Annotated in this window: 24 protein-coding genes; 20 read left to right on the top strand and 4 right to left on the bottom strand. The window is 72.2% G+C overall.

Features of this window, described 5'->3' with window-relative positions:
• The first annotated feature begins 45 nt into the window (after positions 1–45).
• The 7 genes from ACIBBB_RS14415 to ACIBBB_RS14385 all read left to right on the top strand — a co-directional run bounded on the left by ACIBBB_RS14415 (position 46) and on the right by ACIBBB_RS14385 (position 6,213).
• Positions 46–291: a hypothetical protein gene (locus ACIBBB_RS14415; protein WP_398981666.1), complete on the top strand. Its 246-nt coding sequence runs from the start codon at positions 46–48 to the stop codon at positions 289–291.
• Entirely contained in the window at positions 288–1,337 is a 1,050-nt protein-coding gene (locus ACIBBB_RS14410) for an AAA family ATPase (RefSeq protein ID WP_398981664.1), read from the top strand. Before ACIBBB_RS14415 ends, ACIBBB_RS14410 begins: the two co-directional genes overlap by 4 nt.
• Positions 1,334–2,314 carry a DUF58 domain-containing protein gene (locus ACIBBB_RS14405; protein WP_398981662.1) on the top strand — a complete coding sequence of 327 codons (981 nt, stop codon included), beginning with the start codon at positions 1,334–1,336 and terminating at the stop codon, positions 2,312–2,314. The genes ACIBBB_RS14410 and ACIBBB_RS14405 overlap by 4 nt, the downstream gene beginning before the upstream one ends.
• The gene (locus ACIBBB_RS14400) at positions 2,311–3,261 is read left to right on the top strand and encodes a VWA domain-containing protein (protein ID WP_398981660.1); all 951 of its coding nucleotides are present in this window, start codon (positions 2,311–2,313) and stop codon (positions 3,259–3,261) included. Before ACIBBB_RS14405 ends, ACIBBB_RS14400 begins: the two co-directional genes overlap by 4 nt.
• 13 nt (positions 3,262–3,274) lie before the next feature.
• A complete protein-coding gene (locus ACIBBB_RS14395) occupies positions 3,275–4,177 on the top strand; it encodes a S1C family serine protease (RefSeq protein WP_398981658.1) in 903 nt (300 codons plus the stop codon).
• Positions 4,178–4,264: 87 nt separating this feature from the next.
• A complete protein-coding gene (locus ACIBBB_RS14390; RefSeq protein WP_398981656.1) occupies positions 4,265–4,933 on the top strand; it encodes a response regulator transcription factor in 669 nt (222 codons plus the stop codon).
• On the top strand, positions 4,930–6,213 hold the full coding sequence (locus ACIBBB_RS14385; protein WP_398981654.1) for a sensor histidine kinase: 1,284 nt from the start codon (positions 4,930–4,932) through the stop codon (positions 6,211–6,213). The genes ACIBBB_RS14390 and ACIBBB_RS14385 overlap by 4 nt, the downstream gene beginning before the upstream one ends.
• A 17-nt stretch (positions 6,214–6,230) precedes the next feature.
• Here ACIBBB_RS14385 and ACIBBB_RS14380 read toward each other — a convergent pair whose 3' ends face one another.
• Positions 6,231–6,995, bottom strand: a complete 765-nt coding sequence (locus tag ACIBBB_RS14380; RefSeq protein ID WP_398981652.1) for a lysophospholipid acyltransferase family protein — start codon at positions 6,993–6,995, stop codon at positions 6,231–6,233.
• A 147-nt stretch (positions 6,996–7,142) separates the two neighbouring features.
• Here ACIBBB_RS14380 and ACIBBB_RS14375 point away from each other — a divergent pair, with 147 nt between their 5' ends.
• Positions 7,143–8,309, top strand: a complete 1,167-nt coding sequence (locus ACIBBB_RS14375; protein WP_398981650.1) for a glycerophosphodiester phosphodiesterase — start codon at positions 7,143–7,145, stop codon at positions 8,307–8,309.
• Between the two features lie 351 nt (positions 8,310–8,660).
• A complete protein-coding gene (locus ACIBBB_RS14370) occupies positions 8,661–9,164 on the top strand; it encodes a GNAT family N-acetyltransferase (RefSeq protein WP_398981648.1) in 504 nt (167 codons plus the stop codon).
• A 74-nt stretch (positions 9,165–9,238) separates the two neighbouring features.
• Here the strand turns inward: ACIBBB_RS14370 and ACIBBB_RS14365 are convergent, their stop codons facing one another.
• Both ACIBBB_RS14365 and ACIBBB_RS14360 read right to left on the bottom strand, forming a co-directional pair.
• Entirely contained in the window at positions 9,239–9,688 is a 450-nt protein-coding gene (locus tag ACIBBB_RS14365; RefSeq protein ID WP_398982054.1) for a hypothetical protein, read from the bottom strand.
• Positions 9,685–10,044: a hypothetical protein gene (locus tag ACIBBB_RS14360; RefSeq protein ID WP_398981646.1), complete on the bottom strand. Its 360-nt coding sequence runs from the start codon at positions 10,042–10,044 to the stop codon at positions 9,685–9,687. Before ACIBBB_RS14360 ends, ACIBBB_RS14365 begins: the two co-directional genes overlap by 4 nt.
• Before the next feature lie 634 nt (positions 10,045–10,678).
• Between ACIBBB_RS14360 and ACIBBB_RS14355 the strand changes: the two genes are divergently transcribed.
• From ACIBBB_RS14355 to ACIBBB_RS14320, 8 genes are all read left to right on the top strand, one after another.
• Complete coding sequence (locus tag ACIBBB_RS14355) at positions 10,679–11,779, top strand: methionine ABC transporter ATP-binding protein (protein WP_398981644.1); 1,101 nt, start codon at positions 10,679–10,681, stop codon at positions 11,777–11,779.
• Positions 11,776–12,444, top strand: coding sequence for a methionine ABC transporter permease (locus ACIBBB_RS14350; RefSeq protein WP_398981642.1), 669 nt, complete (start codon positions 11,776–11,778; stop codon positions 12,442–12,444). The genes ACIBBB_RS14355 and ACIBBB_RS14350 overlap by 4 nt, the downstream gene beginning before the upstream one ends.
• Positions 12,445–12,537: 93 nt before the next feature.
• Positions 12,538–13,398 (top strand): MetQ/NlpA family ABC transporter substrate-binding protein, encoded by an 861-nt coding sequence (locus ACIBBB_RS14345; RefSeq protein ID WP_398981640.1) that lies wholly within the window; start codon positions 12,538–12,540, stop codon positions 13,396–13,398.
• Positions 13,399–13,516: 118 nt separating this feature from the next.
• Positions 13,517–14,155 (top strand): GNAT family N-acetyltransferase, encoded by a 639-nt coding sequence (locus ACIBBB_RS14340; protein WP_398981638.1) that lies wholly within the window; start codon positions 13,517–13,519, stop codon positions 14,153–14,155.
• A 165-nt stretch (positions 14,156–14,320) separates the two neighbouring features.
• Positions 14,321–15,541, top strand: a complete 1,221-nt coding sequence (gene cbiE, locus ACIBBB_RS14335; RefSeq protein WP_398981636.1) for a precorrin-6y C5,15-methyltransferase (decarboxylating) subunit CbiE — start codon at positions 14,321–14,323, stop codon at positions 15,539–15,541.
• Between the two features lie 336 nt (positions 15,542–15,877).
• Positions 15,878–19,285, top strand: a complete 3,408-nt coding sequence (gene cobT, locus ACIBBB_RS14330; protein ID WP_398981634.1) for a nicotinate-nucleotide--dimethylbenzimidazole phosphoribosyltransferase — start codon at positions 15,878–15,880, stop codon at positions 19,283–19,285.
• A gap of 344 nt (positions 19,286–19,629) precedes the next feature.
• On the top strand, positions 19,630–20,865 hold the full coding sequence (cobA, locus tag ACIBBB_RS14325) for a uroporphyrinogen-III C-methyltransferase (RefSeq protein WP_398981632.1): 1,236 nt from the start codon (positions 19,630–19,632) through the stop codon (positions 20,863–20,865).
• Positions 20,858–21,679, top strand: coding sequence for a TrmH family RNA methyltransferase (locus ACIBBB_RS14320; protein WP_398981630.1), 822 nt, complete (start codon positions 20,858–20,860; stop codon positions 21,677–21,679). The genes cobA and ACIBBB_RS14320 overlap by 8 nt, the downstream gene beginning before the upstream one ends.
• Positions 21,680–21,696: 17 nt before the next feature.
• Here ACIBBB_RS14320 and ACIBBB_RS14315 read toward each other — a convergent pair whose 3' ends face one another.
• Complete coding sequence (locus ACIBBB_RS14315; protein WP_398982052.1) at positions 21,697–22,968, bottom strand: protein kinase; 1,272 nt, start codon at positions 22,966–22,968, stop codon at positions 21,697–21,699.
• A gap of 205 nt (positions 22,969–23,173) precedes the next feature.
• Between ACIBBB_RS14315 and ACIBBB_RS14310 the strand changes: the two genes are divergently transcribed.
• The 3 genes from ACIBBB_RS14310 to ACIBBB_RS14300 all read left to right on the top strand — a co-directional run bounded on the left by ACIBBB_RS14310 (position 23,174) and on the right by ACIBBB_RS14300 (position 25,077).
• Entirely contained in the window at positions 23,174–23,431 is a 258-nt protein-coding gene (locus ACIBBB_RS14310; RefSeq protein ID WP_329389828.1) for a hypothetical protein, read from the top strand.
• A gap of 188 nt (positions 23,432–23,619) precedes the next feature.
• The gene (locus tag ACIBBB_RS14305) at positions 23,620–23,826 is read left to right on the top strand and encodes a hypothetical protein (protein WP_189109266.1); all 207 of its coding nucleotides are present in this window, start codon (positions 23,620–23,622) and stop codon (positions 23,824–23,826) included.
• A 225-nt stretch (positions 23,827–24,051) separates the two neighbouring features.
• Positions 24,052–25,077: a phosphotransferase family protein gene (locus ACIBBB_RS14300; protein ID WP_398981627.1), complete on the top strand. Its 1,026-nt coding sequence runs from the start codon at positions 24,052–24,054 to the stop codon at positions 25,075–25,077.
• The last annotated feature ends 68 nt before the right edge of the window (positions 25,078–25,145 follow it).

Here is a 25,145-nt window from a genome sequence, read left to right as displayed (position 1 = left end):
TGTGCCCCGACACAGGCTTATCCCAGCCCGAAGGAGCGACAGACCATGACACGTCGTATGCGTAGCACCGCCCTCGCCGCGATCACTGTTCTGGCCGCGGCGGGGATCACCGCCGCCGGCGGCGCCGCCCTCGCCGACGGCGGCGGCACACCGCCCGAAGAGGTGCGCCTCGTCGTCGACGAGGAAGCTCCCGGCGCCGCCGTCGCGGACAAGGAGGACTGCCCCGAGAAGCAGGCTCCGCCGGCGCCCGCCGAGGCGGAGGACACGGCGAATCCGGCGGACGCGCTGTGACCGACGCCCACACCGTCGAGGAGAAGCTGCTCGAAGAGGCGCTGTTCGAGGTCAAGCGGGTCATCGTCGGCCAGGACCGCATGGTGGAGCGGATGTTCACCGCCGTACTTGCCCGGGGGCACTGCCTGCTCCAGGGCGTGCCCGGCGTCGCCAAGACGCTCGCGGCCAAGACCCTGGCCCATGTGGTGGGAGGGGAGTTCACCCGGCTGCAGTTCACGCCCGACCTGGTGCCGTCCGACATCACCGGCACCCGGATCTACCGGCAGTCGACCGAGACGTTCACGGTCGAACCGGGCCCCGTCGTCGCCAACTTCGTCCTCGCCGACGAGATCAACCGCGCCCCCGCCAAGGTCCAGTCCGCCCTCCTCGAAGTCATGGCCGAACACCAGGTCTCCATCGGCGGCACGACCATCGAGGTGCCCCGGCCCTTCCTCGTACTCGCCACCCAGAACCCCATCGAGTCCGAGGGCGTGTACCAACTCCCCGAGGCCCAGCGCGACCGGTTCCTGCTCAAGGTCGACATCGCCACCCCCTCCGAGTCCGAGGAACTGGCGATCCTCTACCGGATGAGCGTCGACCCGCCGAAACCCCGGCCCGTCCTCACCCCCGACCTGGTCATCGGCCTCCAGCGGGCCGCGGACAACGTCTTCGTCCACCACGCGGTGGCCGAGTACGCGGTACGGCTCGTCTGCGCCACCCGCGAACGCGCCCACGCCGACGGCCGGCTGGCGCACGGCGCCGGCCCGCGCGCCACGCTCGGTCTCGTCGCGGCGGCCCGCGCCATCGCCCTGCTGCGCGGCCGGCGCTACGTCCTGCCGCAGGACGTCCGGGACCTGGCCCACGAGGTCGTCGCCCACCGCCTGGTGCTCTCCTTCGACGCGCTCGCCGACGGTGTCACCGCCGCCGAGATCGTCGACGAGGTCCTCGCGGCCGTCGACCAGCCCCGGATCACCCCGCGCCAGGACCCGGGGGCGGGAGAGCCGGCCGCAGACGACCTCGGCCCGGCCGGGCAGCCCTGGACCGAGCACCGCGAGGACGCGGCATGACCGGACCCACACTCCGCGAGCTCACCCCCGAACAGGCCCTGCGCCATCTCGAACTCCTCTTCACCCGGCGCCCCGACGGACTCCTCCAGGGCGACCACCCCGGCCGGCACGGCGGCCCCGGCAGCGAACCCGCCGAGACCCGCCTGTACGAGCCGGGCGTCGACGACGTCCGCCGGATGGACTGGAACGCCACCGCCCGTACGACCCGTCCCCATGTCCGCCTCACCCTCGCCGACCGCGAACTCACCACCTGGATCGTGCTCGACGCGACCGCCAGCATGGACTTCGGCACCGCGCGGATGGAGAAGCGCGACCTCGCCGTCGGCGCCGCCGCGGCCGTCGCCTTCCTCACCGAACGGACAGGCAACCGCATCGGCGCCCAGATCACCGGCCCCGGCGGCATCCGGCGCATCCCGCCACGCGGCGGACGCCACCAGATGCTCGTCCTCCTGCGGGCCGTCCTGGAGCGCCCGCGCGAGCCCGCCGTGCCGGAACAACTCCACGGGCACACCCTCGACACGGCGCTGCGCGCCCTGCACACCCTCCAGCCGCCGCGCGGCCTGGTCGCGGTCGTCTCCGACTTCCTGGAGACCGGCTGGGAACGTCCGCTTCGCGTGCTCGCCCACCGCCACCAGGTGCTCGCCGTGGAGATCGTCGACCCGCGCGAGCTGGAGCTGCCCGACGTCGGCATGCTGACACTCGTCGATCCCGAGACCGGGAGAAGCCGCGAAGTGCCCACCCACTCAAGGAAGTTGCGCGCGCGGTACGCCGAGGCCGCCCAGGAACAGCGCACCCTGATCAGCCGGTCCATCCGCCGCTCCGGCGCCGCGCATCTGCGGCTGCGCACCGACCGCGACTGGGTCAAGGACGTCGCACGGCATGTCGAGGCGGGGCGCCGCGCGACCGGCGGCGCGAGGGGTGGCGGCGGTGCGGGCGGCGGCGCGGCGGGAGACCCGGGCGGGAGGTCCGGCACATGACGCTGCTCTCGCCCGCCTGGCTGCTCCTGCTCGTCCCGCTCGCGGGGCTGGCCGTCCTCTACGCCGTCGTACAGCGCCGACGCGGACGCTACGCCGTGCGCTTCACCAACCTCGACCTGCTGGACAAGGTCGCGCCCAACCAGCCGGGACGTCGCAGGCACATCCCCGCCGCCGCCTTCTGCGCCACCCTGGCCCTGCTCGTCGTCGGCTTCGCCCGGCCCACCACCGACGTACAGGTGCCGCGCGAACGGGCCACCGTCGTCGTCGCGTTCGACATCTCGGCCTCCATGGAAGCCACCGACGTCAGCCCCAGCCGCTTCACCGCCGCGCAGCGCGCCGCGCTCGACTTCGTCGACCGGCTGCCCGCACGCTTCAACGCCGGCCTCGTCCCCTTCAGCGGCTCCGCCACCGTGGCCGTACCGCCGACCACCGACCGCGAAGTGCTGCGCTCCGCCATCAACAGACTGACCACGGGCGAGGGCACGGCGATCGGGGAGGCCGTCGTCGCGGCACGCGACGCGGTCAGGGACCTGGACGAGCGGGCGGAGCAGGACCCGCCGCCGGCCCACATCGTGCTCCTCTCCGACGGCACCAACACCGCGGGCCGCTCGGTCGCCGAGGCCGCGCGGGAGGTGGCCGGTGACGCCATCCCCGTATCGACCATCGCGTACGGCACGGAGGAGGGCGTCGTCGAACTCCCGAACGGCACCACGCTGGAGGTTCCCGCGGACGGCCCCGCCCTGGAAGGGCTCGCCGCCGACACCGGGGGCGACTACCACGAGGCCGCGTCCGGAGAGGAACTCCAGCAAGTCTACGAGGACATCGGCAGCTCCGTCGGACACCGCACCGAGGAGCGCGAGATCTGGCAGTGGTTCGTCGCCGCGGGACTGCTCACCGCCCTCGCGACCGCCGCCACCTCACTGCTCTGGTTCTCCCGGCTTCCTTAGGAAGGGAACGACCATGTCCGACAACCGAGTTCACGGGCTGGGGGAACCACGCGGCCCGTCCTTCGTCCCCGGGCGTCCGCCGCTCCCGCGGCCGGGCGGGGATCCGCTCCCGTACGCCAACACGCCAGCGCCGTACGCCACCCGGGGCACCCCGCCGGCCTCGCGAGTCCCCGCCCGCCCCCGCCCTGTCCTCGCCGCCGTCCTGGCCGCGCTCCTCACCGGAACCGCCGCCGGGGCCGTCGCGGGTTACGCGAGCGGCACGTCCGGCGACGACAACGGCCCGCCGCCCGCCGCCGAAGCCGCGGGCGGCGCGCCCGCGGGGCTCGAAGGGGTCGCCGCCCGCGTCCTGCCCAGCGTCGTGTCGGTCGGCGCGGGCGGCTCCGGCGGGTCCGGCTTCGTACTGGACAGGCAGGGCCGCATTCTCACCAACGCCCATGTGGTCGCGGGCAGTTCGGAGGTCTCCGTGGTCCTCGACAACGGCCGCAGACTCTCCGCCGACGTGCTCGGCCGGGACCCCGCGCACGACATCGCCGTCCTCCAGACCGAAACGACCGGCGGCCTGCGGCCCGCCCAGGTCGCCACCGGCACCGGACCGGCCGTGGGGGACGCGGTCCTGGCCATCGGCTCCCCGCTCGGCCTGTCGGGCACCGTCACCGCCGGGATCGTCAGCGCGCTCGACCGCGAGGTCAGCCTCGGCAGCGGAGGCGGCGGCCGGACCGCCCTCCAGACCGACGCCTCGATCAACCCGGGCAACTCCGGCGGCCCGCTGGTGGACGACCGGGGCCGGGTGATCGGCATCAACACCGCCATCGCGACCCTCGACCGCGGCGGCGGGGGCGGCTCCATCGGCATCGGCTTCGCGATCCCCGTGGACGAGGCACTCCAGGCGGCCGAGTCCATCATCGACGGCGACTAGACCCTGCCCCCGGACAGGGCCTGGATGCGGCTCGGCGGCCCCCGGTGGCACTCCCGGCCACCGCCGTACGGAGGTTAGGTTCGCACCATGAGAATCCTCGCGGTCGAGGACGAGGCCGACCTGGTCGCCGCGCTCCGGGTCGGTCTCGTCCGCGCCGGTTACGCGGTCGACTGGGCCGGCGACGTCGACTCCGCACTGGAGAAGCTGTCTGTCAACGAGTACGACCTCGTCCTGCTCGACCTGATGCTCCCCGACGGCGACGGCTTCTCCGTCTGCCGCGCCATCAGGGCCGTACCCGGCGGGCCCCGCATCCTGATGCTCACCGCACGCGACCGGCTCGCCGACCGGGTACGCGGCCTGGACGAGGGCGCGGACGACTACCTGGTCAAACCCTTCGCCCTGCCCGAGCTGCTGGCCCGCATCAGGGCCCTGCTGCGCCGTGAGGACAGCGGCACCTCGGTCGTCACGGTCGGCGAACTGCGCCTGGACACCGCCCGGTTCGAGGCCTTCCGGGGCGAGCGCCCGCTCCGGCTGACGTCCAAGGAGTTCAGCGTCCTGCACTATCTGATGACCCGTCCCGGCCGGGTGGTCCCCGCCGAGGAGCTGCTGGAACACGTCTGGGACGAACACGCCGACCCGTTCACCAACACCGTGCGTGTCACCGTCGGCTCGCTGCGCCGAAAGGTCACCGGCGAGGACACGCCGCTCATCGAGACCGTCATACGCCAGGGCTACCGGCTCATGGACGCCCCATGACCCGGGGCTTCGGGTACGTCAGAAGGGCCGGCGGCGCGCTGGGCCGTGTCCCGCTGCCCGCCTTCGTCCACACCGTCCGCTTCCGGCTCACCGTCATGTACTCCGCGCTGCTCTTCGTGCTCACGGCTCTCGTGCTCGGCGGCGTCTACGTCGTCGTGGAGAAGGGCGGAGACGCGCACCCGGTCACCAACGAGTACACGGCGGAGAAGTACGTCGGCGGCCAGTACGTGGGCGACTTCGACGTCGTGAAGGTCCGCGACGTGGAAGCCGCGGTCAACTACCAGACGCTGCACAACCTGCGCCGCTTCTCCTTCTTCCTGCTCGGCGGCATCGCCGTCGCCAGCTTCGGCATCGGCTGGGTGCTCTCCGGCCGCGCCCTGCGCCCCGTCCGGGCCATCTCCCGTACGGCGGCCGAGATCCAGGCCACCGACCTCTCCCAGCGCATCCGGCTCACCGGGCCGCGCGACGAACTGCGCGAGCTCGGCGACACCGTGGACTCCATGCTCGACCGGCTGGACGACGGCTTCCGCGCCCAGCGCCAGCTCATCGACGACGCCTCGCACGAACTGCGCAGCCCGCTCACCATCATCCGGGCCAATCTCGACGCCGTACTGACCGCCGAGGAGTCCGACGAGCGGGAACGGCGCGAGGCGGTCAGGATCGTCGACCGCGCGACGACCCGGATGACCCGCCTCGTCGAGGACCTGCTGGCCACCGCCCGCCGCAGCGCACCGGCGCTCGCCGACACGGACGTCGACCTCGCGGTGGTCGCCGACGAGGCCTGCGAGGAGTTCGCGGTCCTGGCCGCCGGACGGGGACTCGTGTTCGACCGCAGGCTGGCCCGGGGCGACACCACGATCGGGGACCACGACGCACTGCGCAGGGCCGTCGGCAACCTGCTCTCCAACGCGGTACGGCTCTCCCCGGCCGGCACCCGCGTCGTGGTCTCGACCGGGCGGCGCGACAGCTGGCTGTGGGTCTCGGTACAGGACTCCGGACCCGGCATCGACGACGACGACCAAGGCCGGGTCTTCGACCGCTTCTGGCGCGCGGGGAACGGCGGTGGCGCGGACCGCGACAGACACGCGGGCCTCGGCCTCGCGATCGTCCGGCAGATAGTCGAATCGCACGCCGGACAGGTCAGGCTGACTTCCCGCAAGGGAGTGGGCAGCACCTTCGTGCTGTGGCTGCCGGCCGCGGGGCGGACGGGTGGGGAGCAGACGGAGCCGGGCGGCTCACCGCCCGACGACGGCCCGCCCGACGAACGGCCGTCCGGCTGAACGGCTCAGTCCGCGGGTCAGGCGGCCTTCGCCTTGGTGGCGTACATGTCCACGTACTCCTGCCCGCCGAGCCGCATGACCTCCGTCATCACGGAGTCGGTCACCGCCCGCAGCACATAGCGGTCGCGGTCCATCCCGTCGTACCGCGAGAACTCCATCGGCGCGCCGAAGCGGACCGTCACCCGGCTCGGCCTCGGCATGCCCGCCCCGTTCGGCTGGATCTTGTCCGTGCCGATCATCGCGAAGGGAACCACGGGCGCGCCGGTCATCAGGGTGAGCCGCGCGATGCCCGTACGGCCCCGGTACAGCCGGCCGTCGGGGGAGCGCGTGCCCTCCGGATAGATGCCGAACATATGACCGTCCTCCAGCACCCGGCGGCCGGTCATCAGCGCCGCGACCCCGCCGTGCCCGCCGTCACGGTCCACCGGGATCATGCCGCAGCCGGTGAAGAACCAGGCCATCAGCCGGCCCTTGATCCCCTTGCCGGTGACGTACTCGTCCTTGCCGATGAAGAAGACCTGACGGCTGCCGCAGACGAGCGGCAGGATCATCGAGTCGATGAAGGTCAGGTGATTGCCGGCGAGGATCACCGCACCGGTCCCCGGGATGTTCTCGGCGCCCTCCACCCGTGGCCGGAACATCAGACGCAAGATCGGTCCGAGCACTGCCTTGACGAGCGCAAAGCGGGACAACGGGGTCCTCCGGTTGGTGAGCGGTCGTATCGAGCCGACTAACTCGTCGCAGGTGAGGACGATACTCGCGGGTCGGCCCCCCGCGCACATCGGGCTTGTCGACCGGACGCGCGGTGTTGACACGAGTTTCCGGTGTGTTCGCGCACGGTCTGCCCGCCGTAGGGGCCGACTCCCTACGATCAAGCCCTTGCTTGACAGGTGCGGGACAGCACATGGACATCACATGAAGGAGCGTTCATGACACAGGGTGCGCAGAACATCCCGGGTCGTAGGACCGTGCTCGGAGCGGCGGTGCTCGGCTCGGCCGCACTCGGTCTTCTCCCCGGTACGGCCGGCTCGGCGCAGGCCGCGGAGGCCGGCGGACACGGCGGGCACCGTCCGCCGCAGAAGAGACTGCCCGTGCCGACGATCGTCGGGCACCGCGGCGCCAGTGGCTACCGGCCCGAGCACACCCTCGGTTCGTACCAGCTCGCGCTCGACCTCGGCGCGCACGTGATCGAGCAGGACCTCGTGCCCACCAAGGACGGTCACCTGGTCTGCCGTCACGAGAACGACATCACGGGGACCACGGACGTCGCCGACCACCCGGAGTTCGCCGGGCGCAAGACGACCAAGAGCGTCGACGGGGTCAGCCTCACCGGCTGGTTCACCGAGGACTTCACGCTGGCCGAGCTGAAGACGCTGCGCGCCGAGGAGCGCATCCCGCAGACGCGTCGGAACGGCACGCTCTACAACGGCCGCTGGGAGATCCCCACCTTCGAAGAGGTGCTGCGGTGGGCCGACGAGGAGGGCCGGCGCCGGGGCGAGCCGGTGTGGCTGTACGTCGAGACGAAGCACCCCACCTACTTCCGGGGCATCGGCCTCGGACTGGAGGAGCGGCTCGCGAAGCTGCTTCGCCGGTACGGCAGGGACCGCCACGACTCCCCGCTCTTCCTCCAGTCCTTCGAGCCCACCAGCATGCAGCGCATGGCCAAGCTGGTCTCGACCCCGCGCGTGGTGCTCTTCGACGCCGCGGACACCCAGCCGTGGGATCTCAAGCAGGCGGGCGACCCGCGCTTCGTGGCCGACCTCATCACGCCGGTGGGCCTGAAGTGGATCGCGTCGTTCGCGCAGGGCATCGGCCCGTGGCTGGACCTGATCATCCCGAGGGACAAGGACGGCAAGCTGGGCGAGCCGACCACCCTGGTGCGTGACGCGCACGCCAAGGACCTGATCCTGCACCCGTACACGATGCGCAACGAGAACAGCTTCCTGCCGGCCGACTTCCGGGTCGGTACGGACCCGAACGCGTACGGCGACGCCTTCGGGGCCTTCAAGGTCTACTTCGAGCAGGGCATCGACGGCATCTTCACCGACAACCCCGACACGGGTCTGCTGGCCGCCGCCGACTTCAACAAGGACTGACAGCTGCGGCTGACAGCCAAGACTCGGGAAAGAGCCTGATGTTGTGCCCCGGCCGGGTGTTGCCCGCCGGGGCACAACCATTCGCCAGGGACGCCGAGTTGGGCGTGAGAGCCCAGAACGTACACCTGGCCCCCATCCCGCCCCGACGGCTGGGAAGTTGTCGTCCGACGGCCCCACCACCCGCGAAATCACAGGAGGGTTGGGTATCTCACAGGTGAGTTTGGAGCCAGTGCGTTCCGGATGCCTGTGATGCCTGGGCAGAATGCTCATCACAGAGGTTGCAGCTCCTGAACTCCGGGGAAAGGAGCGGTAGACAACCGGCGGCAGCAGGTGAGCGGGAGGCATGCACACATGGGCATGAGCGTGACCATCTCAGCAGCGAGTGCACAGGACGCGGAACACATCCTCAAGCTGCAGTACCTGTGTTACCAGAGCGAGGCGGAGCTCTACGGTGACTACACCATCGAACCGTTGACCCAGACCCTTGACGATCTCAAGGAAGAGATCGCCCGCGGCCACGCGCTCGTGGCCAAGCTCGGCGGCGAAGTCGTGGCCTCCGTGCGGGGCGTCGTCGACGCGGAGGGTACCGCCAGGATCGGCAAGCTCATCGTTCACCCGCGGATGCGGCACCACGGTCTCGGCGGCCGGCTGCTCGACGCGATAGAGGGCAGCTTCGCCGGCGACGAGGCGGCCAAGCGCTTCCAGCTCTTCGCCGGCCATCGGAGCGAGGGCAATCTGCGGCTGTACCGGAGCAAGGGGTACGCGCCGGTGGCCAGCGAGCCGACCGGTCCCGGTCTCACGCTCGTGACGCTGGAGAAGGAGGCGGCCACCGGAGCCTTCGCCGCCAGCGCCTGACCCACGGCGCCTGACCCACGGCGGCCGACCTACGGCGCCTGACCTACAGCGCCTGACCTACGGCGGCCGACCGCTCAACTCCGTCGGGACCTGCTCAGCCACAGCATCCCCGTGACCGGCAGCAGCACGGGAATGAAGAGATACCCCCAGCCGAACCCGGACCAGACCGTCGCGTCGGGGAAGGCGGAGGGGTTCACGACCGTCCAGGTCCCGACGGTGAGCACACCGACGAGTTCGCCCGCGCAGCACACCAGCGCCACCTTGCGGGCCGTCTCGCCGCCCCGTACCAGCGTGTAGGTGATGAACACGTAGACGACGGCGGCGACGCCCGACAGCGTGTACGCCAGCGGTGCCCGGTCGAACTTGGTGGAGATCTCGAAGGCGGTCCGCGACACCGCGCCGACCGACATCACCCCGTACAGCCACACGAGCAGCAGTCCGGGCCCCTGGACCAGCCTGGTCCGCCCCGCGGGCCGCTCGTCCGTGCCCGCTCCCGCGCCGCCTGTCCCGGTCTCCACCGTCAGCCTCCCCAGATGTCGTACAGACGCACTTCGAGTACGGCGAGGAGGACGGCGCCCGCCGAGACCGTCGCCGAGCCCCAGCGGGTCCGCTCGGCGAGGGACAGGAATCCGGCCGCCGGTACGGCCGCCAACGCGCCGATCAGATACGAGACGAAGATCACCGAGCTGTCCGCCGGCTCCTCGCCACGCGCCAACTGAACGATTCCGACGATCAGTTGGACGAGCGCCAGCACCGTGACCACTGCCATGCCGATGAAGTGCCAGTCCTTGGTGGGCTGGTCCCGGTACGCGGCGTAACCGCACCAGGCGGCGAGGGCGAGGGCGGCCACGGAGACCGCGACCGTCAGGGCGACAAGCATGTGGTCGAGAGTATTACGGCCCGATAAGGCCGGTGCGCTCGCCCCCGCTCGCCCCCGCGGGGAACGGCCACGGGCCGCGGCGGGCCGGGGGACCGTGGCCTTGGCCACAGCCCACGACGGCTCAGAGCCCAACGCCGGCACTGCGGTCCGCGCTCTCGCGCCCGTATTTGTGCAGGTCAGAGCCGTGAGGTCGAGGAGTGGCCGGCCTTTCGGGAGGCGTTCGGTATTCGGACAGTCGGCCGGAGTCCGGATATACGTCTGCTTTACTTACCGACATGACCACGACGAACAGCCGCACCCTTGCGACCGAGGCGATCACGACGCCCGGTGTTCGTTGTCTGTGTCGAATGTGCGCCCACTGAGGGCCCCTGCCTGAGCCTCGCGCCCCGAAGCGAGACCCGACAGACGCGACGTCACGTCCACGGTTACGTCCGTACCTCCCGTACGTCACGCACCCGGACCACGTACGCCCGCCGGCGGCGCCGCACGGTCACCCACCGCAGCACCCGCGAACGGCAGTGAGCCGCCGCGAGCGGACGTGGCTTGCCGTGTCGCACCGCGCCCTGTCGGACCGCCCGACCCCCCCGCCCCGCCCGGTCTTCGTGCCGCGCACCCGACAGTGACGGAAACCCCTGTGATCACCACTACAGGCCTGACCAAGGTCTATCGGTCCGGCCGGTCGCGCGGCCCTGAGATCACCGCTCTCGACGGCGTCGACCTGCATGTACGCGAGGGCGAGATCTTCGGAGTCGTCGGCCGCAGCGGCGCCGGGAAGTCCTCGCTCATCCGCTGCGTCAACCTCCTGGAACGGCCCACCGCCGGCACCGTGACCGTCGACGGGACCGACCTGACCGCGCTCGCCGGGCGCGGCCGACGGGCCGGCAAGGACCTGCGGCGCGCGCGCAGCTCGATCGGCATGGTCTTCCAGCACTTCAACCTGCTGTCGTCGCGCACCGTCCAGGACAACATCGAACTGCCGCTGGAGATCCTCGGCCACTCCGGGCAGAGGCGTTCGGGCAGGGCGCTGGAACTGCTCGACCTCGTCGGCCTCGCCGACAAGGCCAAGGTCTACCCGGCCCAGCTCTCCGGCGGCCAGAAGCAGCGCGTCGGTATCGCACGCGCCCTCGCGGGCAACCCGAGGGTGCTGCTCTCCGACGAGGCGACGAGCGCCCTCGACCCCGAGACCACCCGCTCGATCCTGGGACTCCTGCGCGACATCAACCAGCAGCTCGGCCTCACCATCCTGCTGATCACGCACGAGATGGAGGTCGTCAAGACGATCTGCGACTCGGCCGCGCTCATGGAGAAGGGGCGGATCACCGAGTCCGGCACGGTCGGCGAACTGCTCGCCACGCCCGGTTCCCGGCTGGCCCGCGAGCTGTTCCCGGTCGACGGAGCCGTCGCCGGACCCGGCAGCACGGTCATCGACGTCACCTTCCAGGGCGAGAGCGCCACCCAGCCCGTCATCTCCCAGCTGTCGCGCACCTACAACATCGACATCTCGATCCTCGGCGCGGCCATGGACACCGTCGGCGGCCGACAGATCGGCCGGATGCGCATCGAACTGCCGGGCGCCTTCGAGGAGAACGTCGTGCCCATCGGCTTCCTGCGCGAGCAGGGCCTCCAGGTCGAGGTCGTGGAGACGGCCGAATCAGTCGCCGGAGCGCCGCCGGCCACCGGCCCGCCCGACGCCACCGAGCCGTCGGCCGCGCTCACCGAGGAAGGTGCCAAGTGACCTGGTCCGAAATGCAGCCACTGCTCAGCCAGGGGACGCTCGACACCCTCTACATGGTGCTGTGGTCGGCGCTGGTCACCGTCGCCGGCGGACTGCCGCTGGGAGTCCTGCTCGTCCTCACCGACAAGGGCGGGCTGCTCCAGAACACCCCCGTCAACAAGGTCGTCGGCGTAATCGTGAACATCGGCCGCTCACTGCCGTTCATCATCCTGCTGATCGCGCTGATCCCCTTCACGACCTTCGTCGTCGGCACCTTCATCGGCCCCACGGCCATGATCGTGCCGCTCGCCATCGGCGCGATCCCGTTCTTCGCCCGGCTCGTCGAGACGGCGATACGGGAGGTCGACCACGGACTGGTCGAAGCCGTCCAGGCCATGGGCGGCTCCGTCCCCACCATCGTCCGCAAGGTGCTGCTGCCACAGGCCCTGCCGTCGATCGTCTCCGGCACGACCACCACCGTCATCGCGCTCATCGGCTACTCCGCCATGGCCGGTGCGGTCGGCGGCGAAGGCCTCGGCTCCAAGGCCGTCACCTACGGATTCCAGCGGTTCGAGAACGGCTTCATGATCGCCACGGTCGTCGTGCTGATCCTGATCGTCACCGTGATCCAGCTGCTCGGCGACCTCGCCGTACGGCTGCTGACCCGCCGGACCCGTACGGCATAGACCGACGGGCGCCGCCGCGTCCCTCCAGATGTCCCACCGGCCCGCACTCCTTGTCCGGGCCCGAACCACCCACACCGGAAAGAGGCACTCTTCGTGCGCACTCACCTCAAGATCGCGGCCGCCGCGGCCACCACCGCACTCGCCATCGGCCTCAGCGCCTGCGGCACCTCGTCCGACCCGGCCGAGAAGACCGCGGACGGCGCCAAGGCCGACGAGTCCAAGCCCCTGCTCGTCGCCGCGTCCCCGACCCCGCACGCCGACATCCTGAACTTCATCAAGGACGAACTGGCGCCGGACGCCGGACTCAAGCTCGACGTCAAGGAGTTCACGGACTACGTCCTGCCGAACACCGCCACCGAGAGCGGCGAGGTCGACGCCAACTACTTCCAGAACAAGCCCTACCTCGACGACTTCAACAAGAAGAACGACACCCACATCGTCCCGGTCGTGAATGTCCACCTCGAACCGCTCGCCCTCTACTCCAAGACGGTCAAGGACCTCAGCGGCCTCAAGTCCGGCCGGACAGTGGCGATCCCCAACGACACGGTGAACGAGGGCCGCGCCCTGAAGCTCCTCGCCGACAACGACGTGATCACGCTCGCGGACGGCGTCGGGGGCAACGGCACCCTGGCCGACATCAAGGACGACAAGGGCCTGAAGTTCAAGGAGCTGGAGGCCGCCACCCTGCCCCGCGCCCTGAACGACGTGGACGCCGCCGTCATCAACGGCAACTACGCCATCGAGGCCGACCTCAACCCGGCCGCGGACTCCCTGGCCCTGGAGAAGACCGAGGACAATCCGTACGCCAACTTCCTCGCCGTCAAGGAGGGCAACGAGAAGGACCCGCGGGTGCTGAAGCTCGCGAAGCTCCTCAACTCGCCCCAGGTGAAGAAGTACATCGAGGACACCTACAAGAACGGCGCTGTCCTGCCCGCCTTCGGCCCGCCCGCGTAATTTGTCCGTGTGACCCGGCCGTCAATCCGGCGTGAGCCCCGCGCACCCCGCCCGTGTGCGGGGCTCACCCGATGCTGCATGCTGTGCATTTACGACGGACTGAGGCATGGAGCTGCGCATGACTACCACCTTTCCGGACGTCTCCATCAGCACCGAGCGGCTGGTGCTGCGCCCGTTCGAGGACGCGGACATCCCGGCGCACATCGAGATGATGAACGACGAACCGGTCATCGCGTGGACGTCGGCGCCGTACCCGTACACCACCCGGGACGCCGAGGAGTGGGTACGCGGAATCGCTCCCGCGGAACGCACCGAGGGGCGCGGACTGGTCCTCGCCGTCACCGAGTTCCTCACCCAGCGACTCGTCGGCCTCGCGCGCCTCCAGCACACCAACTGGCGCACCCGGACGACCGAGATCTCCTACATCACCGCCCCCTGGGCGCGTGGCGAGGGGTACGCCACCGAGGCCGTGCTCGCCGTCGCGCAGTGGCTCTTCCGCGACCAGACCTTCGAACGCATAGAGTTGCGCACCGCCGCCGACAACACGGCTGCCCAGCAGGTCGCGCAGAAGGCCGGCTGCATCAGCGAAGGCGTCCTGCGCAACGCGTGGATAGCGCGGACGCAGACCGAGTCCGGCGGCTGGATCGACATCCGTACGGACCTGATCGTCTGGAGCCTGCTGCCCGAAGACCTCGAAGGCGTGGCCGACCAGATGGCGGACGCGGGCGGCTACGGCTCCTACACCGACTGGAACTGAACCCCGGCGGCGGTCCCCGCCCCCCAGGACCCCCGGAGGACCGCGCGACGACGTGCGGGTACCCTCACACGCACCGCCACGGTGGACCCCACACGCGACAACCGATCCGCAGCGGCTCCGGCCTGCGGCAAAACGACCGAACGACCTCTGGGGAGACTGACGACGATGGCCGACCGCGTCACGGTGATCGGCTGGGACGGCTCGCCCCTCGCGCCCGCGGCCACGTCCGCACTCGCCGCCGCCACACTGGTGGCCGGTGCCGCCCACCATCTCGCCCTGCCGGAGATCCCGCCGGACGCCGAACGCATCCGCCTCGGCAGCGTCGACCTCGCGGCCCGCAGGATCGCCGGACACCGCGGCAGTGCTGTGGTGCTCGCCGACGGCGACCCGGGCTTCTTCGGCGTCGTACGCACCCTGCGCGCACCCGAGCACGGCCTTGAGGTCGAAGTCGTACCCGCCGTCTCCGCCGTGGCCACCGCCTTCGCCCGCGCCGGAATGCCCTGGGACGACGCGCAGGTGGTGGTCGCCCAGCAACGCACACTCCGGCGCGCCGTCAACGTGTGCCGGGCGCACACCAAAGTCGCCGTCCTCACCTCCCCGGGCGCCGGGCCCGCCGAACTCGCCCTGCTGCTCCAGGGAGTTCACCGCACCTTCGTGATCTGCGAGGAACTGGGCACCGAGCGCGAACAGGTCACCGTCCTGACCTCGGACAAGGCGGCCGACCACGTCTGGCGCGACCCCAACGTGGTCATCGTCGTCGGCGGCATCGGCACCGCGCCCGTCCGCACCGGCGGCTGGATCGCGGCCCACGACCCCGAGTTCCCGCCCGCCGTGCGGGGTTGGGCGCTGCCCTCCGAGGAGTACGGCGTCGAACTCGACGAGGGCGAGTCGACCTGGCTGCGCGCGGCCCAACTCGCCCGGCTCGGAGCCCGTACGGGCGATCTGGTCTGGGACATCGGCTCCGGCAGCGGCGCACTCGCCGCGGAGGCGGGCCGCCTCGGCGCCGCCGTGATCGCCGTCGACGCGGAACCGGGGGCGTGCGCGAGCACGGCGGCCGCCGCCCGGCGCGCCGGCGTACAACTGGAAGTCGTGGAAGGCCGCGCGCCCCACGTCCTGGAGAATCTGCCCGAGCCCGACGTCGTACGCATCGGTGGCGGGGGAGTGGACGTCGTCGTCGCCTGCGCCGACCGCAGGCCCGCGCGCATCGTCACCCACGCGGCGACGCGGGACGAGGCGGAGGCCATCTGCACCGCCCTGCGAGAGGGCGGTTACACGGTGGAATGCGTCCTGCTCCAGTCCGTCGGCATGGACACCGGAGACTGGTCGGAGCGCGAACGCTCGGTGGTTTTCCTGGTCTCGGGGAAGCGGCCCGACCGCGCCCCCTGACCCCGTTGTCGGAGTCGCGGGGTAGGCTGACCGATCGTTGTACCGCAGCCGGGCGTTCGTCGCTTCGTTCGTCAATGTCCGGAAAAGGGGGGCGTTTTGGCCCCTCATGTGGTACGGCTGCACCGGGGGTCGCGCAACGTGGCGCAGCCCACAGACGGCCGCCGCAGATCTCCGTGTGTTGGCCGCGGACGGCCGCGAGAATACGTGAGGGCCGCGGCTCGATTCGTGCCGCGCGGCGCCCACGCTCGTTGTCACTGACGGGCGCCGGAAGCGCCGCCGAATCGGGCGCCCCGGTCGAAGGGCCGAAGGAGCACCACCAATGGGCGAGGGGTACGCATGACTGACACCGGCCAGATCCCGGACAAGGGACAGCCGGAGAACGCAGGCATGGTGGAGCAGCCGGGCGACCCCGCTGCCGGCTCCTACGCCTACCTGGGCCCCTCCGAGAGTGCTCCCGAGGACGACGACCTTCTGCTGATGCCGAGTTCGCAGGGCGCGTGGGGCGATCCGCTGCCGGTGCCGCCGGCGGACCCGGTCGCGCCGGGCGCTCACGCCATGCCCGCGCCTGTGCCCGAGCCGGAGCCCGTTTCGGTGGGGCAGGGCGTGCGGCGGGTGGGCCAGGCCGAGTTCGCGTCGCAGTCGCAGCCGGCGGCGTACTCGGAGCCCGAGCACGGCCAGGTGTCGTACGGGACGCCGCCGGAGTTCCAGCCGGTGCCCGCGCCCGAGAGCCTGTCGGAGTATCCGGCGCCGAACCTGGCCCAGATGCCCGCACAGCCCGCTCAGCCCCTCGCCCCGCAGGCGGAGTTCGCGGTGGCGCCGGAGGCGTACGCGCCCGCGGACGCCGTGGCGCAGCCCCCTGTTCCGGACCCCGTGACGCAGCCCGCCCCCGAACTGGCCCAGGAGGCCGTGCGGGAGGCGCCGCAGGAAGCCGCCCAGGTCCCCGCGCCCGCGGCGGCCGAGGAAGCGACGGCGCCCGTGGCTTCCGAACCGGGCGCGCACGAAGCCGGTGGCCGGGACTCGGGCTCCGTCGACGTCGGGGCCGTACGGGTCCCGACCGCCACGTCCACGTCGACTCCACCGCCCGCGCGCCGCCCGCTGCACATGGGCCCGCCGATGCCCGACTCCACGGGTGGCGTGGTCCGTTCGCTCGCCGACCGTGGTCCCAGCAGTACGCCGCCCATCCCGGTGCGGGTACGGACACAGGGACCGCCGACCACCGGCCCCGAGTATCTGGACATCCCGCGCGAGGAGGCGGGCGCGCTGCCGGGGCCGCAGCTCGGCGCGATTCCCGCGCAGGGCGCGGACCCGTGGGCATCGCTGCCGCCGCAGTCCGAGACGCCGGTGGCGGAGGCCGCGGTCGCGGTGGTGGAAGTGGTGGCCGAAGCGGTGGCCGAACCGCGGGTGGTGGCCGACGAAGCCGTTCCCGGGCCCGCCGCGGAAACGGTCGTGCCCGATTTCGGACCGGAGTTCGCCCGCGAGCCGGTCCAGGTCCCGGAGCCGGTCCCTGAGCCGTTGCCGGTGCCGACAGCCGCGCCGGAGCCAGTGGCCGAGAACCCCGAGCTGACTCCCGAGCCCGAGCCCTCGCTCCAGCCCGAGCCGGCGCCCGCGCCGCCGGTGGCCGAAGATCCCGTCCCTGCGCCCGTACCCGTACCCGACGTGGTGGTGGACAAGGCCCCGGTCGTCGAACCGGTCGAGGCAGAGGAGACGCGCGAGCCGATAGCGCTGCCCGGCGCGGCCCCCGAAGCGCCCGCGCCGGACGAGCCGGTCGAGCCGTCGGCGGTCGCCGAGCCGCACCCCGAGCCCGTACAGCCGGAGCCCGTACACACGGAGCCGGAGCCCGTACCGCTCGCGGTGGTGGAGGAGCCCGCGCCCTCGCCCGAGCCCGCGCCGTCGCCCGAGCCCGCGCCCGCCCCGGCGGCGGAGACCGAACCCGCGCCCGCCCCCGTCGCGGCCCCGACCCCCGTGCCCGGCACCGGGCACGAGCCGTCCGCGGCCGTCGCCGACGACGCGTCACCTCCCGCCCCCGGCTACGACGACGCCGAGCGCGAGGCCGTCCTGCGCGTCATGCGCGAGCGCCGCGACATCCGCAACGGCTTCCGCTCCGACCCGATCCCGCACGAGGTGCTGCTGCGCGTCCTCGAAGCCGCGCACACCGCCCCCAGCGTCGGCCACTCGCAGCCCTGGGACTTCGTCGTCATCCGTTCCGCCGAGACCCGCCAGACCATGCACGAACTGGCGCAGCGCCAGCGCGACGCGTTCGCCAAGTCGCTCCCCAAGGGCCGGGCCAAGCAGTTCAAGGAACTGAAGATCGAGGCCATCCTCGACACCCCGGTGAACATCGTCGTCACGGCCGACCCCACGCGCGGCGGCCGGCACACCCTCGGCCGTCACACACAGCCGCAGATGGCGCCGTACTCCTCCGCCCTCGCCGTCGAGAACCTGTGGCTCGCGGCCCGCGCCGAAGGACTCGGCGTCGGCTGGGTCAGCTTCTTCGACGAGCGCGAGATGGTCCGCGCGCTCGGCCTCCCCGAGCACCTGGACGTCGTGGCGTACCTGTGCGTCGGGTACGTCGACGAGTTCCCGGAGGAGCCCGAGCTGACACAGGCGGGCTGGTCCAAGCGCCGCCCGCTCTCCTGGGTCGTCCACGAGGAGACGTACGGCCGCAGGGCCCTGCCCGGAGAGGAACCGCACGACCTCCTGAAGGAGACCATCGCCGGTATCCGCCCGCTCGACGCCAAGGCGCTCGGCGAGGCGTGGGAGCGGCAGAAGCGGATGACCAAGCCCGCCGGGGCGCTGGGCATGCTGGAGATCATCTCCGCGCAGCTCAGCGGCCTTTCCCGGATGTGCCCGCCGCCGATCCCGGAGCCCGCGGCCGTCGCTGTCTTCGCCGGCGACCACGGCGTGCACGCGCAGGGCGTCACCCACTGGCCCCAGGAAGTGACGGCGCAGATGGTCGCCAACTTCCTCGGTGGCGGAGCGGTCTGCAACGCCTTCGCCAATCAGGTCGGTGCCGAGGTCTGTGTCATCGACGTCGGCGTCGCGGGCGAACTGCCCGCCACACCCGGCCTGTTGCCCCGCAAGGTCCGCGCGGGCACGGCCGACTTCACCACCGGCCCCGCGCTGACCCGCGAAGAGGTACTGGCCGCGATCGACGTGGGCATCGAGACCGCCCGCGATCTGGTGGCGGCGGGCAACAAGGGCCTGCTCACCGGCGAGATGGGCATCGCGAACACCACGGCCTGCGCGGCGCTGATCTCGGTCTACACGGACCTGGACCCGTCCGAGGTCACCGGGCGCGGCACGGGCATCAACGACGAGACGCACGCGCGCAAGATCGACGTCGTCCGGCGCGGTCTCGAACTCCACCGACCCGACCCCGCCGACCCCATCGGAGTTCTCGCGGCCTTCGGCGGCCTGGAGCAGGCGGCGCTCGTCGGTTTCCTGCTCGGCGGCGCGTCGCTGCGTACGCCGGTCATCCTCGACGGCGTGAGCGCGGGAGCCGCTGCCCTCGTCGCGCGCGCCATCGCCCCGGAGGCGCTGGCAGCCTGCATCGCGGGCCACCGCAGCGCCGAACCGGGCCATGTCGCGGCGCTCAACAAGCTGGGTCTGCGCCCGCTGGTCGACCTGGACCTCCGCCTGGGCGAGGGTACGGGCGCCCTGCTGGCCCTCCCGGTGGTCCAGAGCGCCGCGCGGGCGATGCACGAGGTGGCCACGTTCGACTCGGCGGGAGTGACGGAGAAGTAGCCGCCCCGCGCGGTCGTGGGCATCCGCGCGGCGGGTGCCGGCGACCGGGAGCGCCCGCCGCCCCGACGACGGGCGGGCGCTCCGGCGGGGCCGGACTCGGCCGACGGCTCCGGACTCGACCTGCGCGCCGCGCGGATCCGTCGGCCCGCCGCCGGTCGCTCCGCCCGAACACCACACCCGGCGCCCGGCTCCGGGCGGGACGAAGCCCGGCCGCGCCGCCCGTCACCCCGACCGGGTCGCCGACCTCCCCCGCCACCCCCGGTCTAAGCTGAAACCGGGGTACCACCAGCACCTTCACCGCCCCGACGCCCCCCCGCACCGTCCCCAGAGGAGCCCGTAGCGCCATGGCCGAGCATCCCGCCTACCCCGTCGGACTCCGTCTCGCCGGGCGGCGCGTCGTCGTCATCGGGGGCGGACAGGTCGCCCAGCGCCGGCTGCCGGCCCTCATCGCGACCGGCGCCGACATCCTGCTCGTCTCGCCGTCCGCGACGCCCTCCGTGGAAGCCATGGCCGACGCCGGCGAACTGCGCTGGGAGCGCCGCCCGTACGCCGAGGGCGACCTCGCCGACGCCTGGTACGTCCTGGTCGCCTCCAGCGACACCGAGGCCAACACCCGCGCCTCCGCCGAGGCCGAGCGGAACAGGACCTGGTGCGTACGGAGCGACGACGCCGAGGCCGCCACCGCCTGGACCCCGGCCACCGGCCGCAGCGAGGGCGTCACCGTCGCCGTCCTCACCGGACGCGACCCCCGGCGCTCGGCCGGCGTCCGTGACGCCATCGTCGAGGGCCTGCGCGACGGCACCCTCGTCGCCCCCCGCCACCGCACCAGGACCCCCGGCGTCGCCCTCGTCGGCGGCGGCCCCGGCGACCCGGAGCTGATCACCGTCCGCGGCCGGCGCCTCCTCGCCGAGGCCGACGTCGTCATCGCCGACCGCCTCGGCCCGCGCGACCTCCTCGACGAACTCCCGCCGCACGTCGAGGTGATCGACGCCGCGAAGATCCCGTACGGCCGCTACATGGCCCAGGAGGCGATCAACAACGCGCTGATCGAGCACGCCAAGGCGGGCAAGGCGGTCGTACGGCTCAAGGGCGGCGACCCCTTCGTCTTCGGCCGCGGAATGGAGGAGGCCCAGGCGCTCGCCGAGGCGGGTATCGCCTGCACCGTCGTCCCCGGCATCTCCAGCTCCATCAGCGTCCCCGGCGCGGCGGGCATCCCCGTCACGCACCGGGGGGTCGCTCACGAATTCACGGTCGTCAGCGGTCATGTCGCCCCCGACGACCCGCGCTCCCTGGTCGACTGGCCCGCGCTCGCCCGGCTGCGCGGCACGCTCGTCCTGCTGATGGCCGTCGACAAGATCGGCGCCATCGCCCAGACGCTCATCGCCCACGGCAGGTCGCCGTCCACCCCCGTGGCGCTGATCCAGGAAGGCACCACGGCGACCCAGCGCCGCGTCGACGCGACACTCGAAACGGCAGCCGAAGCCGTCCGTACGCAGGACATACGGCCCCCGGCCGTCATCGTCATCGGCGACGTGGTCTCGGTCGGCGCCGGAGGCGGCGGCGAGGCCGGCCGTGGCTGAGATCGTCACCGTCGAAGCGGCCTCCGACGGCTCCGCCGACCCCCGCCTCGCCGACTACACCGACCTCACGGACGTCGAACTGCGCCGCCGTCGCGAGCCCGCCGAGGGCCTGTTCATCGCCGAGGGCGAGAAGGTCATCCGCCGTGCGGTGGCCGCCGGTTACGAGATGCGCTCGATGCTCCTGACGACCAAGTGGACCCACGTCATGCGCGACGTCATCGACCGGACCGCCGCACCCGTCTACGAGGTCGCCCCCGACCTCGCCGAACGCGTCACCGGCTACCACGTCCACCGAGGCGCGCTCGCCTCCATGCACCGCAAGCCCCTGCCGCAGCCCGCCGATCTGCTGAGCACGGCACGCCGAGCCGTCGTCTTCGAGGACATGGTCGACCACGCCAACCTCGGCGCCGCCTTCCGTAACGCCGCGGCGCTCGGCGTCGACGCGGTCCTGCTCACCCCACGCTGCGCCGACCCGCTCTACCGCCGGGCCGTGAAGGTCTCGATGGGCGCCGTCCTCCAGGTCCCCTGGACCCGGCTGGAATCCTGGCCGAAGGACGCCGACCTGCTGCGCGAGGCGGGATTCGTCACCGCGGCGCTCTGTCTGGACGAGAGGTCGATCACCCTCGACGAACTCGCGGAGCGGCGCGACGACAGGCTCGCGCTCCTCTTCGGTACGGAGGGCGACGGACTGACGGCCGGCGCCCTCGCCACCGCCGACCTGCGGGTGAGCATCCCGATGGACGCCGGGGTGGACTCCCTCAACGTCGCCGCCACCTCGGCCGTCGCCTTCTACATGACGCGTCCCCGAGGCTGATCCGGCGCGAAGGCGCCCTACAACTGCTGCGCCGCCGCGATCCCCAGCGCGACGATCAGCGTCACCACGACGAAGACGATCAGCCGCTGGCGCAGCAGCCGCGGATTCGCCGGTCTGCGTCCACCCCGTCCGCCCGATGTCGTACGCGCTCCGGGCCTGGTGCCGGGACGGCCGCCGGTACGTGAGCCGGTACGGGGCGAGCCCTCACGGGGCCTCGGCGGACGCCCGCCGCCCGTGCGCGGCGCCGAACCACGGCTCCCGTGCGGACGGGGGTCCTGCCCGTTCGCCGTACGGCCCTGAGTGGACCGGTCCGTACGGTCCTGCCGGTCCTGCCGCTCGATCCGCTCCGAGCGCTCCGCCCGCTCGGTCCGCTGCGACATCCGCGCCGTACGCTCCGGAATCCGGCCTGTCGCCACGTCGTGCCCGTTCCGTTCCCGCTGCACGGGAGGCCGCGAGTCCGGCAGCCCCTGCGCCTCCCGCGCCGCGATCTCCTTCAGCCGCATCGACAGTTGGAGCGTGGTCGGCCGCTCCTCGGGGTCCTTCGCGAGGCAGGCCCGCACCAGCGGCGCCAGCGCGTCCGGCACCCCGTACAGCTGTGCCTCCTCGTGCACCACCCGGTAGAGCATGACTTCCGAACTGCCGTGCCCGAAGGGCGAGTCGGCCGTCGCGGCATAGGCCAGCGTCGCGCCGAGCGCGAATACGTCGGTCGACGGGGTGACGGCCGCGCCGCGCACCTGCTCGGGAGCCAGGAAACCGGGCGATCCCACCGCCGTGCCGACGTGCGTGAGCGTTGACGCCCCGGTCGCCCAGGCGATCCCGAAGTCGATGATGCGGGGGCCCTTGGGGGAGAGCAGAATGTTCGACGGCTTCAGATCGCGGTGGACGACCCCCGCTTCATGCACCGCCAGCAGCCCCTCGGAGAGCGCCGCTCCTACGGAGGCGACCTCGGCGGCGGACAGCGGCCCGTCCTCGGCCACCTTGTCGTGCAGGGAGGGCCCCGGAACGTACTGGGTGGCGAACCACGGCCGGTCCGCGTCGAGATCGGCGGCCACCAGCCGGGCCGTACAGCCCCCGCGGATCCGCCGGGCCGCCGACACCTCGCGGGCGAACCGCGAGCGGAACTCCTGGTCCTCGGCGAGATCGGGCCTGATCACCTTCAGCGCGACCCGCTGCCCACGCCGGTCCGAACCGAGATAGACGACGCCCATGCCGCCCTGGCCCAGCCGCCGGTGAAGCCTGAACGAACCGACGACACGCGGGTCCTCGCGCCGGAGCCGCATCATCGCCATGTCCATCCCCGCTGCCCGGTCGTCCGTGTGACGTGGCACAGCTTACGTACCCACGCCCCGGGGCGCTCATAGGCCGCGCCCTCACGGACGGATCGATTGTCAGTGCTGGGTGAGAAACTTGAAAGGTGGTCAGGGGACCGTGGATCCAAGGTCCCCAGGCCCGTGCGAGATCTCAAAGGTCCGTCGCAGAAGGGGGATTGGATCAATGAAGGGTGACCGCGTGGAGATAGTGGTGGACGCGGGTGACACGACGCGTACGTACGAAGTCGTGGCAAGTCGGGCGGGCCGCCGGGTGGAGACGGCGGTGCGTCGAGGAGTGGTGGAAGTGAGTGAAGTCACCCGCAACGGCTCGGTGGTGCGCACGGCGCGATTCATGGCCACGCGCGTGCTCGCTCTGGTGGAGCAGCCGGTCCCCAGGGAGGACCTCTCGGAGCGTCCCCTCAGGGAAGACCCCAAGGCATAGGCCCCCCTCTCCACCCAGGGGAGTACGCGGCGGGGGTACCGGTCATCCTCCGGGAGGCCCGGCAATCGGTACGCGGGCATGACGACCCGGGCACGGCGCTTACCTAATGTTGTTGTCAAGCGGCGAGTGGAGCACTCGTCCCCCGAGGTCAGACACTCGCCGCTGCCAGACACGACGGGAGAAGGACCATGGCCGACACGGCATCGCGAGCGATGATCCGCACGCAGGGACGCAGGGCATTCGACGCGTTCGGCGGGCGGAGTTCCGGTCCGCGCCACCCCCTGGTGGCCACGGCCATGGTCCTCCCTCTCGCGGCCCTGCTGGTCGTCGTCTTCGGCGGCTGGGACGCAGTGGTCACACAAGCGTCGTCCGTGGGCGTGATGCTGGGGCGCTGAGCGGCGCCCCAGATTCGGGAGAGCGGCCCGAATCGTAGACATCCGGCCAACAACCCCGTGGGGACGGGGGTGCGGCGGACGGCAGCGTTTGGCCGGTCAGCTGGGGAGCTGACCGGCCATCGCGCTGTCCCGACCCGTTTCGGATCCCGCGGGGAGCGCCCTTGTCGACGGTGCCCGGCGTAAGCTCCCGGCTGAAACACACCGCACCGGGGGACAGACACCACCGTGACCACATCCGCGACCGGCACCTCGGGTACGGCCCCCTCCGTCGTCCGCGCGCTCACCGCCGCCGCCCGTCACGCCGCCCACCCGGACGCCGGCAACCCGCCCGGGGACTCTTCCTCCGCACCCCCGGGGCTCTGCCGCGCCTGCGGACGCGACGAGACCGTACTGGCCGACCGGCCGGATGCCACGGTCGTACGGCACGAGTCCGCCGTCGCCAAGGCCCACGCGCCCGCCACCGACCCGGCGGGACACCGCGCCCGGGTCGCCGTCGCCGCCCATCCGTCGCTCGCGGGCATCCTGCTGCCACCGCTCCCGGCGCCCACCCCGCACGTCGCGGGCCGTCCCGTCACCGCCTGGCCCTACGGCGCCCCCGTCGACCCGGACCGCCCCGACGACGCGCCCTGGGAGGAGGCGGCGACGCTGCTGGCCCGGCTGCACGCGGTACGGCCCGCCGCTCTCGCGCCGTTGGCCGTCCCGCCCACGCGCGGCCCCCTCAAGGCCGCCCAGGCCCTCTCCCGGATGCGGGCAGCCGGACGCCACCCGGCGGGCGCCGACGTGGAGCGCGCCTGGGCGGGGCTGCCCGCCTGGGCCAGGGGCGAGGCGCCCGCCCCCGAGGGCGGCTCGCTCTGCCACGGGGACGTGCACCTCGGCCAGCTCGTACGGCACCCCGTACCGGACGGCCCCTGGCTGCTGATCGACGTGGACGACCTCGGACTCGGCGACGCCGCCTGGGACTTGGCCCGCCCCGCCGCCTGGTACGCCGCCGGACTGCTGGCCCCCGACGAGTGGCAGCGCTTCCTCGGTGCCTACCGGTCGGCGGGCGGCCCCGCCGTACCGCCCGGCGGCGACCCCTGGCCCCGGCTCGACATCCCCGCCCGCGTCCTCACCGTCCAGACCGCCGCCCTGGCCGTCGCCAAGTCGGCCGAGCAGGGCCGTGACCTGGACGAGGTGGAGGAGACGATGATCGAGTCCTGTGCCCGAATTGCCACTCTCATAACGGAGTTGGGGGCAGGACCCTCGTCGTAAGGTGAACGGACCGTCGCCGGGAGGCATTCCGGCGATGCCGACCGAACGGCGAGGAGCTGAGCCGATCA

The organism is Streptomyces sp. NPDC051217, from assembly GCF_044455465.1.
GTDB lineage: Bacteria > Actinomycetota > Actinomycetes > Streptomycetales > Streptomycetaceae > Streptomyces.
This window is presented reverse-complemented; position numbering and strand designations above follow the sequence as displayed.

Bases quoted from the DNA above. Each gene is read 5' to 3' on its own strand.
- ACIBBB_RS14415 (WP_398981666.1), top strand. From the start codon at position 46: ATGACACGTCGTATGCGTAGCACCGCCCTCGCCGCGATCACTGTTCTG.
- ACIBBB_RS14405 (WP_398981662.1), top strand. From the start codon at position 1,334: ATGACCGGACCCACACTCCGCGAGCTCACCCCCGAACAGGCCCTGCGC.
- ACIBBB_RS14400 (WP_398981660.1), top strand. From the start codon at position 2,311: ATGACGCTGCTCTCGCCCGCCTGGCTGCTCCTGCTCGTCCCGCTCGCG.
- ACIBBB_RS14395 (WP_398981658.1), top strand. From the start codon at position 3,275: ATGTCCGACAACCGAGTTCACGGGCTGGGGGAACCACGCGGCCCGTCC.
- ACIBBB_RS14390 (WP_398981656.1), top strand. From the start codon at position 4,265: ATGAGAATCCTCGCGGTCGAGGACGAGGCCGACCTGGTCGCCGCGCTC.
- ACIBBB_RS14385 (WP_398981654.1), top strand. From the start codon at position 4,930: ATGACCCGGGGCTTCGGGTACGTCAGAAGGGCCGGCGGCGCGCTGGGC.
- ACIBBB_RS14380 (WP_398981652.1), bottom strand. From the start codon at position 6,995: ATGTGCGCGGGGGGCCGACCCGCGAGTATCGTCCTCACCTGCGACGAG.
- ACIBBB_RS14375 (WP_398981650.1), top strand. From the start codon at position 7,143: ATGACACAGGGTGCGCAGAACATCCCGGGTCGTAGGACCGTGCTCGGA.
- ACIBBB_RS14370 (WP_398981648.1), top strand. From the start codon at position 8,661: ATGGGCATGAGCGTGACCATCTCAGCAGCGAGTGCACAGGACGCGGAA.
- ACIBBB_RS14360 (WP_398981646.1), bottom strand. From the start codon at position 10,044: ATGCTTGTCGCCCTGACGGTCGCGGTCTCCGTGGCCGCCCTCGCCCTC.
- ACIBBB_RS14340 (WP_398981638.1), top strand. From the start codon at position 13,517: ATGACTACCACCTTTCCGGACGTCTCCATCAGCACCGAGCGGCTGGTG.
- cbiE (WP_398981636.1), top strand. From the start codon at position 14,321: ATGGCCGACCGCGTCACGGTGATCGGCTGGGACGGCTCGCCCCTCGCG.
- cobT (WP_398981634.1), top strand. From the start codon at position 15,878: ATGACTGACACCGGCCAGATCCCGGACAAGGGACAGCCGGAGAACGCA.
- cobA (WP_398981632.1), top strand. From the start codon at position 19,630: ATGGCCGAGCATCCCGCCTACCCCGTCGGACTCCGTCTCGCCGGGCGG.
- ACIBBB_RS14315 (WP_398982052.1), bottom strand. From the start codon at position 22,968: ATGGCGATGATGCGGCTCCGGCGCGAGGACCCGCGTGTCGTCGGTTCG.
- ACIBBB_RS14310 (WP_329389828.1), top strand. From the start codon at position 23,174: ATGAAGGGTGACCGCGTGGAGATAGTGGTGGACGCGGGTGACACGACG.
- ACIBBB_RS14305 (WP_189109266.1), top strand. From the start codon at position 23,620: ATGGCCGACACGGCATCGCGAGCGATGATCCGCACGCAGGGACGCAGG.